Genomic DNA, 14,260 nt, shown 5'->3' with positions numbered 1-14,260 from the left:
AGGCGTCAGGGCGCTCGTCGTCGCCGAGACGGAGGCCTGGGTCGGGACCGACGCGGGCGCTGCGGGCGCTGCGGGCGCTGCGGGCGCTGCGGGCGCTGCCGGGGGTCCGAAGCCACCCTCGGCGACCTGGGCGAGGCGCTGCAGCGTGGGCTCCGCGACGGTCACCGTCGTGTCCCGGCCGGACCGGACGTCGAGCACCGTCGCGCTCGCCCACCGGTCCACGGGTGCGCCGCGCCATCCCAGCGGCAGCCCGGTGAAGCGGTCGACGGCGCGCAGCCCGAGCGCGAGCTTGCCCGGGGTGCGTCCGGTCCGGGCTTGCACAGCGAGGACCCCGGCCGCAGACAGCGCCGCGACGACGACGGCGCCCGCAGCCACCGCGGCGGCCGGGGCACCCGCCGCGCGGAGCACGAACGCCGCAGCGGCGAGGATCAGGAGGGCCAGGACGACGTCGACGACGACCGCCGCGGCGCGCGCCGCCGTCGTCGCCGGGACGGAACCCGCGAGCAGAAGGGTCGGCTCGGAGGCTCCGGAACCGTCGCGGGAGGGCGTGTGCCGTCGACCGCAGCGGGGGCACACCTCGCCGGGACCCGGGACGGTCGCCGAGCACGCGGCGCACGTCACCGTCCCCCTCGGCATGCTCGAAGCCCCCTCCGCGTCGGCGCGCTGCCACTGCCCTCGGGGATCCTAGCCGCGTCGCACCACGACAACGCCGGGCGCCCGGGAGCAGGCCGCACCGGGGATGCGGCGGCTGCCATACTTCGGCGGTCGCGGCTGCGACGACGTCGGCGTTCCCCGGGGGAGGACCATGACCAGCGCACCGCCACCGTTCCCGACGACCTCGCCGTACCCGGCGCCGGCCGCCGCGGCGGACCCCGGCACACGCCGCGGCGTCCTCGCGAGCTGGCTGCAGCGCGTGGGGGCGTACCTCGTGGACGTGCTCGCCGCGCTCGCGCCGTGGCTCGTCGCCGGCCCGTTCGCCTACCTCACCGCCGACCGCGGCGTGGACATCTTCGGCGAGCCGTCGATCATGACGACACCGGCCGGCGACTGGGCCGTCCTTGCGGCCCTCGCGGTGCAGGTCGTGCTCTGGGTCGCCAACCGGTGGGTGCTGCAGGGCCGGACCGGGCGCTCGGTGGGCAAGCGCGTGCTCGGCCTGCGCCTCGCCGACCAGCGGACCGGGGTCGTTCCGGGGGCGGGCCGGACCATCGGTCGCGAGCTGGCGCACGTGCTCGACTGGCCCGGGTCGCTCGGCTTCCTCTGGCCGCTGTGGGACCCGCTCACCCAGACCTTCGCGGACAAGGTGAGCAGCACCGTCGTCGTCCGCGAGCGCTGAGCCGCTCCTCGGCGGACATCGCGGTCCGTCACGGGGTGACGGTCCGTGGCGATCCACTCGACGTCGTGCGAGCGGCGCCATCCTGCCCGATCGCGTCATCGCCGTGGGTCTCGCAACCCGGTCACCGGGCAGTCGCCGGTCCGTCACCGAGCGCCGGGAAGACCGGGTCGGGCCACCGGTCGACCGTCTCCAGCGGGAGCTCCTGGACCCACTCCACGTGACGCGACAGCTCGACCGCGGGTACGGAACCGCGCCACCCGGCACCCGGCTCGGGAGGCAGCGGCGGCTCGAGGAACCGCCCGCGCCCGTCCCTGGGCCCTGGCGCGGGATAGCCATCGGGGGCGTAGTCGACGTGCGCCCACGGCCCGTCGATGCTGTGGACCAGCACGGGGAATACACGCCACCACGCCGAGGTCAGGACGCGGAACAGGCGCGAGCACTCCGACCGGGTCACGCGCCGGTGCCAGTGGCCGCCCATCCGGTCGTCCCACACGAAGTCCGGTGGCGCCGCGTCATCCCCGTGCACTACCAGCCCGACGACCGGCGAGCCCGGCGCGGTGCGAGCACGGTAGGTGCGCCCGTCGACCGTTGCGTACAGGCCGGCTCTCACCTCGACCACCTGAGTGCTCTCGGGCTCGCTTGAGGGCACGTCAGCCGTGGAGACCTCGTCCTGACTGCCCTGCACCCTGAGCCTTCCCTCACGAGGATCGCGGTCGGACCGTGTCACCGAACGTCGGCTGCCGTCATCGCCGGCGTCGACCCGGCCGTCCCTCCGGAACGACGGCCGGCGGGCCCACCGCCGTCGCGCGGGGGGAGGGGCGGCGGCTGGGGGACAGACCAACGCTCCACCCGCCCAAGCGGGAGCCCCTGCACCACCTCGACCACACCCGTCAGCTCGTCCACCGCCACCGGACCGGACCACCCCACACCATGGTCGCCCGGGAGCGGCGGCTCCCGGAAACGGCCTGTCGCATCGACAGGGGGCGCCGAGCCCAGGGCACGTCGGGCGTGCACGGCTCAGCCACCCGCCGGCTGGGGGAACGCGGGGCGACCACGGGGATCCTGGAACGAGGCAACGAGGTCGTCGAGGGGGACCGCGAGGGCGTGCGCGAGCTTCCGCGCCGAGCGGGGCTGCAGGCCGCCGAGCACGCAGCCCGGCGGACCATCGACCAGCAGCTCGCTACGGCGCCCGTCGCCATCGGCCACGTGGAACCCCGCCGGCAGCGGGGTCTCGTGGTCGGTCAGCCGCAGCGGTCCCAGACCATGCGCGTCCCGCCAGTCGTTTCCGTAGTGGACGACCAGGAAGACGTCCACCACGTCTCTCGTCGCGCCGGTCAGGACCACCGCCTCGGTCGTGCCCTTGCCCCAGCGGGCGACGTCGAAGCAGCCGTCTGCCCGGTCGATCACCACAAGACCCGAGTCCGTGGCGATCCACCCCACGCCCTCCGGCGTCGGCTGCTCATGAGCACCGGCCTCGACCAGGAACTCTCCGACCCGGGGGGTGACCTTCATCAGCGCAGCACTCCGTCTTCCACAAGCATCTCAACCGTCAGTGCCTCATCGTCCTTGAAGAACCGCACCTGGATGCCACCGCCAGGCTGCCCGAAAGCGGGGGCGACCTGCGAGACGTGGATCTCGACGCCTGCCCGAGAGGCGGCCGCGCGGTCGATCTCGTACCGGTGGACGGCCTGCGCCAAGGTGTCCGGCGTGATCGCGCGTTCGGACCACGTGGCACCCGGCGGCACTCCGAGGTACTGGCCGGACGGACGACCGACCCGGTCCAGCTGATCCCCGAACACCTCGGTGAACGCTCCCGCGTCCTCGAACACGAGCCGTGTCCCCGGCACCGATCCGCCGTTGGCGGGCCAGCGGACTGCCCCGTCAGCGGTCGTGTAGCGGGCCACCCACTCCTGCTCGGTCAGCGATGCACCTGTCAGCGGGTCATGCCCCCAGGGTCGCGCAGCGTCTCCGCCGATCGCCTGGATGCCGGGGGACGCCTCCGCAGGCGGACTGGCCCACGGAGGAACCTGCTCCCCTGCGTCCGCGCGAGGGAATCCGTAGTCCGGGTCCAGGGCCTCGTCCGACAACCTGCGCCATCCGTCGCCAGCGCTGTGCCCGTCGTGCAGGAGGTCCAGCATCCCGGCGGTGGGCGCCGCCTGCCCCGAGCCGTCCGTCCCGGGCGGTGCGTCGTCCGACGGGCCCGGACCCGTAGGGGGCTCACCGTCGGTCGCCGGCTGCGCGGTGCCTGGGGCGTCCGGCGAGGTCGGACCGCCGCCGTCCCCCACCAGGTCGTCGACAGCTCCGCCGCCGGGTGCGTCGCCGGGCCACCCGGTGCCGCTCGGAACCCCTCCACCGCTCGAGGTGGGGGTCTCTGGCCAGCCGGTCCCGCCGGGTGCCGGGGCGGGCGTTGGATCGGTGCCCACCGCCCCTCCGATGGCCGCCCCGTCGCCTCCGGTCGTGGCCGGCCCGCCGCCACCGGTCGTGGTGGTTGTCGCGTTCGGGGGTTGGTGCAGGTCGTCCGCCCCGTGCGCAAGACCTCCCGGAGCCTCGTGGGCCGGGCCGCCGACGAGCGCCGGCTCCGGCTGAGGTGTCGGTGCGGGCACAGGCTCGGCGACGTCCGGGTCCCGGACCGGCGGGAGGTCGCCGGCGAGCCCGTCGAGGTCGTCCAGCACCGTCACGACGCCGTCCAGGTCAGCCACTGGCACCTCGAGGTCGGCGCGCACCGCCGGCACCACAGCTGCCTCGGGCACGCGGAGGGAGTCGCCCAGACCCTGGGTCGCCAGGCGCATGTCGGCGAGCATGTCACCGATCTTGGGCAGCGCGGCGCGCCCGCCCATGAGCCCCAGGGCGACCGGGTCCACGAAGTCCACGACCCGCGCCCCACGAGCGAGGAGCGTCGCCGTCCGGCCGGCCGTGCCCGCCGCGGTGCCGGCCGTCTTGGTGCCCGTGACGGCGGCTCCGGCCGGGATGAGGATCGTGGCGAGATTGAACACCGCGCCACCGGCCGCCCGGGCCGGGTCCTCGTCCCAGGTGTCGTACGCGATGAGGCCCTTGCCCAGCGCCGTCCAGGCGTCGCCCGCGTTGCCCCAGGACCACTCCCCGCCGGAGTAGCCGATGAGGGAGCCCATGCCCACCCAGGACGACGACATCGTCTCCCAGGACCAGCCGCTCCCGTCGATGCCGACGAGGAGCCCGAGGCCGGTGACGGTGCCCCACAGCCCGTCCACGACGACGCCGTCCCACACGAACCGCTTGACCCCGACCGCGGCGGACTTCGGGCAGTGGTCCTTGCGCTGGACGTCGCTGCCCCACGGCATCGCGGCGTCCGTCGGGATCTCGTCGACGCCGTACCCCCGGGGGTCGCCCTCCGCGGTCGCGGCACGCCAGGCCGGGGCCCCGTAGAGCGCGCGGATCGCGTTCGCGCAGCGGCGCTCGGCCTCCCACAGCCGGACCTGGAGCGTGTTCACCCTCGCGACCAGGGCGGTGTTCCGGTCGACCAGGTCCTGGTCGTACTCCCACTCCGGCTCCGAGGCGATGTCGCTGCGGAAACCCCACGCGTCGGCCCGCACCGCGGCGAGCGAGGCCTTGATCGGCCTGATCTCCTCGGCGTACGCGCGGAGCGCGCCCGCGACGGACTCCACGTCGTCGCCGAACCGGCGGGCGTTGGTCTCCACCGGGTCCATGACGGAGAACAGCCGCGGCGCCTCGGGCGCCTCGTAGTGCAGCGCGAGGCCTCGCCAGTCCTGCAGGACGTCCGCACCCGCGTCTCGCACCGCGGCGCCGTCGGCCGCGAGCGCCCGGGCCGCCGCCTCGACCGCGTCCGGGTCCAGCTCGTCGCCCGGGATCGCCGACGGGTTGATCCCCGAGGCGTAGCACTGCTCGGTCACTGCGCCACCACCGGGCCGCGGGCGCCGGCCGGGCGCACCCGACCCGTCCCCGCGACCTGCGCCGCCGCAGCCTGGTGCTCCGCCGCCATCTGCTCATCCCCCTGCACGTACGCGGTGGTGGCGGCAGCCGCCCCCGTCACGGACGCGTTGATCCGGTTCCCGATGGACTCCAGCGTCGTGGCGTGGTGCTCGAAGAAGCCGATGAGCGCGTCTGCGATGATCGGGTTCTGCCCCGTCCCCGCGACCGCCTGCTCCGCCTTCGCCGGCAGGCCCACGACGGCGGCGTCGAGCACCGCCGCCGTGGCCCCCACACGCTGCAGGACGTCCTGCACCCCCTGCGGGGTGATCCGCCACCCGCTCACCGGCTCAGCCGATCGCGTCGACGGCCGCCTGCGCCCGCCGCAGCGTGTCCTGCGCCGTCGCGTCGTTCTTCTCCAGCGACCCGCGCAGGGTCCGGATGATCGTCCGGACCTCGGCGGCGACCCGGTTCCACCGGGCCTCCTTCGCCGCGTACTCCTCGGACACACCGGTCGCGAGGTAGTCCGCCATGGCGGACTTCACGTCCCGGTCGCGCTGGTCGATGAGCGCCTCGAGGCGCCCGGCGACCGCGTTGAAGTTGTCCTGCGCCGCTGCCGACGCCGCCAGCTCGAAGTCGCGCCGGTCGATGCTGTTGCCCGTTGCCATGTCTGCCCCCTCAGGCCTTCGCCGAACCGAAACGTGCCGCGTCGAACGAGGACGCGCCCTCGCTCGCCCGCGTCTCGTCCGCCATCTGCGCGTCGCCCTCGACGAAGGAGCGGTCCATGCCGGAGATGCCGGTGAGCACGGCGTTGAGCGCCCCGTTGAGCTCGATCGCGATGCGGTCCGTCTCGCCCTTGAACCTGTCGAACGCCGCGCGTCCCGCACCGTTGAACTTGCCCTGCAGCGGCTCCGCCGCCGCGGCCAGCTCCTTGACGAGCGCGCCCAGGTCCTCGCTCGAGGAGGACGTCTTCTTGGTCAACGTCGACAGGACGTCGGACCCCATGGCGAACTTCATGCGGTACCCCCTTGGTGGTTCAGCAGGGGTGCCCCACGACGCCCCCGGGGACGCATCCTGGCAAAGAAACGGCGGTGTGCCTACCGCTGTCCACAGGTTCCGGGCGTGGACGGACCAGGTTCACCCGTGCGTGGGAAACCCCAGGTTGATCCCGCCGTGGCTGGGGTCGAGCCAGCGCGTCGTGACGACCTTGCCGCGCGTGAAGAAGTGCACGCCCTCCGCGCCGTGCGCGTGGGAGTCGCCGAACAGGCTGTTCTTCCACCCGCCGAACGAGTAGTAGGCCATCGGGACGGGGATCGGCACGTTGATGCCGACCATGCCGACCTCGACCTCGTACTCGAAGCGCCGCGCCGCACCGCCGTCGTTCGTGAAGATCGCCGTGCCGTTGCCGTAGGGGTTGTCGTTGATGAGGCGCAGCCCCTCCTCGTACCCGGGCACCCGGACCACGGACAGGACCGGCCCGAAGATCTCCTCGCGGTAGATCGACATCTCCGGGGTCACGCGGTCGAAGAGGGTCGGGCCGAGCCAGTACCCGTTGGGGTCGCCCTCGGGGACGACGTCGCGGCCGTCCACGACGAGGTCCGCGCCCTCGGCCACGCCCGCGTCGACGTAGCCGGCCACCTTGTCGCGGTGCTGGGCGCAGACCAGCGGGCCCATGTCGCAGCCGCGGCGGCCGTCGCCGGTGCTGAGACCGGCCATGCGCTCGGCGATCTTGGCGACGAGCTCGTCGGCGACCGACTCGACCGCCACGAGCGCGGAGATCGCCATGCAGCGCTCCCCCGCCGAGCCGAAGCCGGCGTTGACAGCCGCGTCCGCGGCGAGGTCCAGGTCCGCGTCGGGCAGCACGAGCATGTGGTTCTTCGCGCCGCCGAGCGCCTGGACGCGCTTGCCGTGCGCCGTGCCCGTCTCGTAGACGTACCGCGCGATGGGCGTCGACCCGACGAAGGAGACGGCCTTGACGTCCGGGTGCGTGAGCAGCCCGTCCACCGCTTCCTTGTCCCCGTGCAGCACGGTCAGGACGCCGTCGGGCAGCCCGGCCTCCTTCCACCACGCCGCCATGAGGTTGGCCGCGGACGGGTCCTTCTCGCTCGGCTTGAGGACGACGGCGTTCCCGGCCGCGATCGCCACCGGGACGAACCACAGGGGCACCATCGCCGGGAAGTTGAACGGCGAGATGACGGCGACGACGCCGAGCGGCTGGCGCACCGAGTGGACGTCCACCCCGGTCGAGACGCCCTCGGAGTGCCCGCCCTTGAGCAGGTGCGGGATGCCGCACGCGAACTCCACGACCTCCAGCCCGCGCGTCACCTCGCCGACGGCGTCCGAGAGCACCTTGCCGTGCTCGGCGGTGATGACCGCGCCCAGCTCCTCCTTGCGCGCGTCGAGGATCTGCCGGAACGCGAAGAGGACGCGCGTGCGCTGGGTGAGGGACGCGCGGCGCCAGCCGTCGGCCGCCTTGACCGCGGCCGCGACGGCCTCGTCGACGACCCCCGCGTCCGCGAGGAGGACCTCGGCCGTCTGACGTCCGGTCGCCGGGTCGTGCACGGGGGCCGTCCGGCCCGCCGCCCCGGTCCACTCGTCACCATTGATCCAGTGGGCGATGCGCTGCATGACGACGAGTATGGGGGGTCCAGGAGCCTGATGGCTACGGTATCCGCGGTCGTGGGCGTTCCGCACCGACGGCGGCCCGGGGGCGGGCCCCCCGGCGCGAGGGCACTGGGCGCCCCTTGGCAGACCGTCGTCCCTGCGCCGTCGTCCCGCGCCGTCGTCCCCGCTCCGGCGTCCCGCGCCGTCGTCCCACGCGGTCGTCCCCGCTCCAGCGCCCCTGCTCCGGCGCGGAGCCGGTCGCTCAGTCCCGCGCCGCGGCCAGCTGCTCGACCTCACCGGTCACGCGCTCGACCGTCCCGGTCATGTCGGCGACCGCGGCCCGAGCGGACGCCGTCGCGCGTCCCTGCTCGTCCGTCGCCGCGGAGATCGTGCGCTGCGCCGCGACGACGGCGGTGATCGCCTCGCCGATCTGCGCGGTCCCGGCGAGGACCTCCTGCGTGCCCGCGCGCACGTTCGCCACGACGCCGTCGATCTCCTGCGTCGCCCTCGCGGTCTGGCCCGAGAGCTCCTTGACCTCCTGCGCGACCACGCTGAAGCCCTTGCCCGCCTCGCCCGCGCGCGCCGCCTCGATGGTGGCGTTGAGGGCGAGGAGGTTCGTCTGCTCGGCGATCGACGTGATCGTCCTCGCGATGTCGGTGATCTGCTGGGTCGCGTCCCCCAGCCGGTGCATCGCCTCCGACGACGTCGCGACGGTCGCCGCCGCCTGCTCGGCGTGACCCGCCGCGGCGCCGGCCGCGGCCCCGATCTCACCGGCGACGGACACGAGGTCGTCCATGAGCTGGGACGCCGACCGGGCCCCGTCACGGAGCCGCGTCCCTGCGTCCGTGAGCGTGACCAGACGCTGCTCGATCTCGGCCGTCCGGCGCGTGCGCTCCTGGAGCTCCTCGAGAGCGCGCGCGGCGGCACGCTGCTGCTCCGCCGCGACCTCGGCCTGCAGTGCGAGCTGCTCGGCCGCCGTCCGCTCGGCGCGCTCCTGCTCGGCCCGGCGGGCGTCCTCGGCCTGCTCGGTGAACCGCCAGCTCGCGGCGAGCGCCACGCACTCGGCGAGGAGGAGGACCGCGTGCACGAGCGCCCACAGGAGCGGCGCCTCCTGCGACCGGCCGTCGAACACCAGCGTGGGGTCCACCAGGCTCATCCCGATGTGGTGGACCGCGACGCCCGCGATGGCCACGAGGAACGGCGTCCACATCTGGTAGAGGGCGACGACCGCGACGACGACGAAGAAGTGCAGGTGCATGTCCGTCATGCCGCCCGAGACGTGCACGAGGACCGTGCTGGAGACGACCAGTCCGGCGCTCACCGCGGCCGCCCGCAGGCCCTGCCCGCGCGCAACCCTCCCGACGGCGGCCAGGGCGAGCATCACCCCGATGCCGACCCAGACGAGGTCACGGTGGTCGGCGGACGCGGCGTGGTCGGCATGACCGGCCGGCCACCAGAACAGCGCCAGCCCCGCGAGGAGAGGCACGTGGGCCAGGAGGACGGCGGTGAGGGCGCGGTGCCGGACGGCGAAAGCCTCGGGCGTCAGCCGGGCGCCGCGGGGGATCAGGGTCCGGCGGACGGCCGGCTGCACAGGGCCGTGCGAGCCGTGCGGGTCGTGCCCGCTCCGCTGGGCCGGCACCACCCCCGCCGGGCGGCTCGAGGTGGGCAGCGCGGACGGCGCCTGCCGGGTCGTGCCAGTCGCAGCGCTCATGGCTCGCCCATCGTCCCGGCCCCCGAGGCTCTGAGCAGCCGGCGCCCACCCGCCCCCCGTCACCAGGGTGAAAACCGAGCGCGATCGACCACGAGGACCACCCGCGACCTGGTGGACCCTCGTGCCGGTCCGCACGGGCCGTCGACAGGGGGGAGTCGAGGGTCCGGGACGTCCAGCCCCGCCGAGATCGGCACTTCCGCGCGAGCTCGGTACCCGTGAGTACCGATCTGGCGCAGGAGTACCGAGCTCGCGCAGAAGTACCGAGCTCGCACGCGAGGGGGCGGGCGGGCCTCAGGCGTCGAGGTAGCGCACCAGGTCCGCGGCGGCGCCGGTGTACGAGCCGGGGGTCATCGCCGACAGGCGCGCCGCGACGTCGTCGGGCAGGCCGAGGCCCGCGACGAACGCCCGCAGGTCCTCCCCCGTGATCCGGCGCCCCCGCGTCAGCTCCTTGAGCCGCTCGTACGGCTGGTCCATGCCCGGCACGCCCGCGATCCCCGCCGCGCGCATCGCGGACTGCACCGCCTCGCCGAGCACCTCCCAGTTCGCGTCGAGGTCGCGCTGCATCGCCGCCGGGTCGGCGTCGAGCCCGGCGAGCCCGCGGCGCACGTTGTCGATCGCGAGCAGCGAGTGGCCGAACGCCGGGCCGATGTTGCGCTGGGTCGTGGAGTCCGTCAGGTCGCGCTGGAGCCGCGACGTGACGAGCGTCGCCGACAGGGTGTCGAGCAGCGCGCACGAGATCTCGAGGTTCGCCTCGGCGTTCTCGAACCGGATCGGGTTGACCTTGTGCGGCATGGTCGAGGAGCCGACGGTGCCCTGGCCGCGCACCTGCGCGAAGTAGCCGAGGGAGATGTAGGTCCACACGTCGGTGGCGAGGTTGTGCAGGATGCGGTTGAACCGCGCGAGGTCGGCGTAGAGCTCGGCCTGCCAGTCGTGGGACTCGATCTGGGTCGTCAGCGGGTTCCACGTGAGGCCCAGGTGCTCGACGAACGACCGCGACACCGCGACCCAGTCGGCACCCGGCACCGCCGCCAGGTGCGCGCCGTACGTCCCGGTCGCCCCGTTGATCTTGCCCAGGTACTCGGCACCCTCGACCCGGCGCACCTGCCGCTGCAGGCGGTGCGCGAGGACGGCGAGCTCCTTGCCGAGCGTCGTCGGCGTCGCGGGCTGGCCGTGCGTCCGGGCGAGCATCGGCACGGCGGCGTGCTCGCGCGCCATGACCGCGAGGTCCCCGACGACGCCGCGCGCGGCCGGCAGCCACACGTCCCGCACAGCGCCCTGGACCATGAGCGCGTAGGAGAGGTTGTTGACGTCCTCGCTCGTGCATGCGAAGTGGACGAGCTCGGTGACCTTCGGCAGCACCGTGTCCTCGCCGAGCAGGTCCGGCGCCAGCTCCAGGCGGCGCTTGAGGAAGTACTCGACGGCCTTGACGTCGTGGACCGTGACGCGCTCGGTCTCGGCCAGCTCCGCGATCGACTCGCCGTCGAACGTCCGCACGACGTCGCGCAGGTACTCGCGCTCCTCGCTCGACAGCGTCGGGGCACCCGGCACGACGTGGTGCGACGTCAGGTGGATGAGCCACTCGACCTCGACGTGCACGCGCGCCCGGTTGAGCGCGGCCTCGGAGAGGTGGTCGACGAGCGACGCGACCGCAGCGCGGTACCGGCCGTCCAGCGGGCCCAGCGCGATCGGCGGCGTGACGGCGGCGAGGCTGACGCGCTCGTCGCGCGCGGTCGCCGGTCCCGAGGCGCCGGTCCCGGCGGTCGCGGCGTCGTCGTCGGGGGTCGTGTCGGGCGAGGTCTGCGACATGCCGCCGATCCTCCCACCGGAGCGGGCGACGACGACGCCCCGTCCGCCCACCGACGACGTCGGCCCGTTCCCGCTCCGTCCGCCACCCGCCCGCCAGGACGGCGCGCGCGGACCGACCTAGGGTCGTGCGGGTGAGGACACGCGTCGGCGCCTATGCGGTGGTGGTGGACGACGCACGCCTGCTGCTCGCCCGGCTCACGGAGCGCGAGGGCCGGCGGTGGACCCTGCCGGGCGGCGGGATCGACCACTGCGAGGCGCCGGAGGACGCCGTCCGGCGCGAGGTGCTCGAGGAGACCGGGTACGCCGTCGAGGTCGAGGGGCTCCTCGGCGTCGACTCCCTCGTGGTCCCCGCGGAGCGGCGACTCGACGGCGCGGGCACCGACCTGCACCACATCCGGCTCGTCTACCGGGCGCACGTGGTCGGCGGGGACCTGCAGGACGAGGTGGACGGCAGCACGGATCAGGCGGCCTGGCTCCCCCTCGGCGACGTCCGGGACCTCCCGCGGGTGACGCTGGTCGACCGCGCCCTGGCGATGAGCGGACAGCTGCAGCACTGACGGCCCGGAGCCGGCGCGCAGGTGACGGCCGTGCCGCACGTCCGCGCGGGCGTCACCCCAGGTGCTGGACCAGCGTCCGCTCCTCCGGCGTCACGACGACCTCCGCCAGCGCGCCGTTCACCAGCGCCAGGTGCGGCGGCACGTGCCCGCAGTCGACGTCGACGACGACGGGCACGTCGAGCCCCTCGAGCGCGCTCCGGAGGGCGTCCCGCTGCGTGAACGCCCCCGACGACGGCGCCCGCGTCCGTGCCACGAGCACCGCGTTCGCGCGGTCGAACCAGCCCGCCAGCCGCAGCCGCCACAGGTGGCGCGCCATGTCGAGGGCGTGGCTCTCGGTGGGGTCGAGGTAGACGACCAGGCCCCCGGGCGCGTGCTCGTCGGCGAACCGGCGCACGTCGCCCCACGGGGTCCCGGCGAGCATCGACACCGTCTCGACGCACCCCCCGACCAGCCGTCCCTGCGCCCGGAGCTCCGTCCCGCCGTCGAGCAGGGACCACGTCCCGGCGTCGGGCAGCGTGTACGCCGTCGTCGTCGGGTCGTCCTGCCAGCGGTCGAAGCCCTCGGCGCGGTGGTGCGTGGACGCGCCCTGCACGACGGGGCCGCTGCCGGCGTCCCGACCGACGACGTCCCACCACGGCAGCAGCGGTGCCGGCACGGCGTAGGGCGTGTCCATGAGGTTCTGGCCGTACAGGGTCGCCACACCGCTCGTCGTCGTCAGCGGCAGGAGGAGCGTCGACAGGTCCGAGTAGCCGACCAGCCACGCGGGCTCGGCGGCCGCCATCGCGTCGAGGTCCAGGTGCGGGAGGAGCTCCACCGCCAGCTCACCGCCCCACGGCGGGACGACGGCGCGCACGGTGGGGTCCGTCAGGAACGCCGTCAGCTCGGCGGCACGCTCCGCCGGGGGCGCGCTGACCACGCCGGCCCCGTCCAGGCACTCGCCGAGCACGACGTCGAACCCGAGCCCCCGCAGGTGCTCGACCGCGAACGCGAGGCGGGGACGCAGGTCCTCCGCGACGCCGGAGGACGGGGCCGTGACGGCGACGCGGTCGCCCGGACGCAGCGGCAGGGGGTAGCGGACCGGCATCCCCACACCCTGGCGCCCGGCGCCCCGTCCGTCCACGGCGATCCCCGCACCTCCCGGCACGACGACGGCGCCCGGCCTCGCGGGGAGGTCGGGCGCCGCCGTCGGGTGCGCCGGGGTCAGCCGGCGCGGAGCAGCCGGTTCGGGCTCAGGTAGCCCGCGCCGTAGACGACGTTCGTCGTGGCGGAGCCGATGATCGAGCTCGCCACCGCGGCCGGGCTCGCGGACGGGTTGCGCTGCAGGACCAGCGCCGCCGCACCGGCGACGTGCGGCGCCGCCATCGAGGTGCCGGAGATGGTGCTGGTCGCGGTGCGCGACGTCCACCACGTCGAGGTGATGTCCTGCCCCGGGGCGAAGATGTCGAGGCAGCGGCCGTAGTTCGAGAACGACGCGCGGGCGTCGTTGCTGGCCGTGGCGCCGACCGTGATCGCGGCCGAGAGGCGCGCGGGGGAGGTCGAGCAGGCGTCGACGTTCTCGTTCCCGGCGGCGACCGCCACCGTGACGCCGTCGTTGATCATGTTCTGCACGGCCGTGTCGACCGCGGAGCTCGCCGGGCCGCCGAGGCTCAGGTTCGCGACGGCCGGGACCCCGGCCTGGTGGTGCCGCACGACCCAGTCGAGGCCGGCGATGACCTGCGACCACGAGCCGTTGCCCTGGCAGTCCAGGACCCGCACGGGGATGACGGTCGCGCGCTTGGCGACGCCGTACGACGTCCCGGCGACCGTGCCGGCGACGTGCGTGCCGTGGCCGTTGCAGTCACCGGAGCCGCGACCGTCGTTGATCGCCGACGCGCCGCTCGCGACCCGACCGCTGAGGTCGGCGTGGTCGGCACGGACACCCGTGTCGACCACGTAGGCGTTCACGCCGGCGCCCGTCGCCCCGTACGTGTACGAGCGGTTGAGCGGCAGGTTCGCCTGGTCGACGCGGTCCAGGCCCCAGCTCGGGGTCGGGTACTGCGTCGCCGCGACGGTGACCTCGGCGTCGAGCTCGACCGCCAGCACGTTCGGGTTGCGCTGCAGGGCCGTGACCGCCGCCTTCGGCAGCGTCGCGGCGAAGCCGGCGAGGACGTCGGTGTAGACCTGCGTGACCTCGCCGCCGCCCCCGGCCCGGGAGGCCGCGACGGCGTCGTCCGTGAGGGCCGTCGCCAGGCCGCGGGCGTCCGCGCCGGGGCGCAGCTGGACGATGACGTCGACGCGCTCGGCCGCCTCGGCCGCCCGCTCGGCGGGCGCTGCCGCAGCGGCCGTCGGGACGGTGATGCCGACGGC

14 protein-coding genes are annotated in these 14,260 nt (G+C 74.7%); 2 read left to right on the top strand and 12 right to left on the bottom strand.

Annotation, left to right across the window (positions count from 1 at the left end; translation table 11 throughout):
- Positions 1-636, bottom strand: a 636-nt coding sequence (locus N866_RS10910) for an RDD family protein (protein ID WP_173406152.1), incomplete at its 3' end; no start/stop codon positions are given.
- A gap of 169 nt (positions 637-805) precedes the next feature.
- On the opposite strand from N866_RS10910, the gene N866_RS19905 reads away from it, so the two are divergent.
- Positions 806-1,333 carry an RDD family protein gene (locus tag N866_RS19905; RefSeq protein ID WP_052022919.1) on the top strand — a complete coding sequence of 176 codons (528 nt, stop codon included), beginning with the start codon at positions 806-808 and terminating at the stop codon, positions 1,331-1,333.
- Between the two features lie 121 nt (positions 1,334-1,454).
- On the opposite strand, the gene N866_RS10900 is transcribed toward N866_RS19905, so the two are convergent.
- The 9 genes from N866_RS10900 to purB form a co-directional block, all read right to left on the bottom strand.
- Positions 1,455-1,943 carry a hypothetical protein gene (locus N866_RS10900; protein ID WP_155855306.1) on the bottom strand — a complete coding sequence of 163 codons (489 nt, stop codon included), beginning with the start codon at positions 1,941-1,943 and terminating at the stop codon, positions 1,455-1,457.
- A 407-nt stretch (positions 1,944-2,350) separates the two neighbouring features.
- Positions 2,351-2,845, bottom strand: coding sequence for an Imm61 family immunity protein (locus N866_RS10895; protein WP_034226286.1), 495 nt, complete (start codon positions 2,843-2,845; stop codon positions 2,351-2,353).
- Positions 2,845-5,220: a glycohydrolase toxin TNT-related protein gene (locus N866_RS10890; RefSeq protein ID WP_034226285.1), complete on the bottom strand. Its 2,376-nt coding sequence runs from the start codon at positions 5,218-5,220 to the stop codon at positions 2,845-2,847. Before N866_RS10890 ends, N866_RS10895 begins: the two co-directional genes overlap by 1 nt.
- Positions 5,217-5,582 carry a DUF6507 family protein gene (locus tag N866_RS10885; RefSeq protein WP_052022918.1) on the bottom strand — a complete coding sequence of 122 codons (366 nt, stop codon included), beginning with the start codon at positions 5,580-5,582 and terminating at the stop codon, positions 5,217-5,219. Before N866_RS10885 ends, N866_RS10890 begins: the two co-directional genes overlap by 4 nt.
- Positions 5,583-5,586: 4 nt before the next feature.
- A complete protein-coding gene (locus tag N866_RS10880; RefSeq protein WP_034226284.1) occupies positions 5,587-5,904 on the bottom strand; it encodes a pore-forming ESAT-6 family protein in 318 nt (105 codons plus the stop codon).
- 10 nt (positions 5,905-5,914) lie between these two features.
- Positions 5,915-6,253, bottom strand: coding sequence for a hypothetical protein (locus tag N866_RS10875; RefSeq protein WP_034226282.1), 339 nt, complete (start codon positions 6,251-6,253; stop codon positions 5,915-5,917).
- A 120-nt stretch (positions 6,254-6,373) separates the two neighbouring features.
- Positions 6,374-7,864, bottom strand: a complete 1,491-nt coding sequence (locus tag N866_RS10870) for a CoA-acylating methylmalonate-semialdehyde dehydrogenase (RefSeq protein WP_034226281.1) — start codon at positions 7,862-7,864, stop codon at positions 6,374-6,376.
- Between the two features lie 238 nt (positions 7,865-8,102).
- Positions 8,103-9,551, bottom strand: coding sequence for a methyl-accepting chemotaxis protein (locus N866_RS10865; RefSeq protein WP_034226280.1), 1,449 nt, complete (start codon positions 9,549-9,551; stop codon positions 8,103-8,105).
- A 291-nt stretch (positions 9,552-9,842) separates the two neighbouring features.
- Positions 9,843-11,357: an adenylosuccinate lyase gene (gene purB / locus N866_RS10860; protein ID WP_081802566.1), complete on the bottom strand. Its 1,515-nt coding sequence runs from the start codon at positions 11,355-11,357 to the stop codon at positions 9,843-9,845.
- 131 nt (positions 11,358-11,488) lie between these two features.
- On the opposite strand from purB, the gene N866_RS10855 reads away from it, so the two are divergent.
- A complete protein-coding gene (locus N866_RS10855) occupies positions 11,489-11,914 on the top strand; it encodes an NUDIX domain-containing protein (protein WP_034226279.1) in 426 nt (141 codons plus the stop codon).
- A 52-nt stretch (positions 11,915-11,966) separates the two neighbouring features.
- Here N866_RS10855 and N866_RS10850 read toward each other — a convergent pair whose 3' ends face one another.
- Positions 11,967-12,998 carry a S66 family peptidase gene (locus tag N866_RS10850; protein WP_034226291.1) on the bottom strand — a complete coding sequence of 344 codons (1,032 nt, stop codon included), beginning with the start codon at positions 12,996-12,998 and terminating at the stop codon, positions 11,967-11,969.
- A gap of 116 nt (positions 12,999-13,114) precedes the next feature.
- Positions 13,115-14,260: S8 family peptidase (locus N866_RS10845; protein WP_155855305.1), on the bottom strand; the 1,146-nt coding region annotated here is incomplete at its 5' end.

Source organism: Actinotalea ferrariae CF5-4, assembly GCF_000603945.1.
Taxonomy (GTDB): Bacteria; Actinomycetota; Actinomycetes; order Actinomycetales; family Cellulomonadaceae; genus Actinotalea; species Actinotalea ferrariae.
The sequence above is the reverse complement of the archived record's forward strand: the minus strand, read 5'-3'. Positions and strand labels throughout refer to the sequence as shown.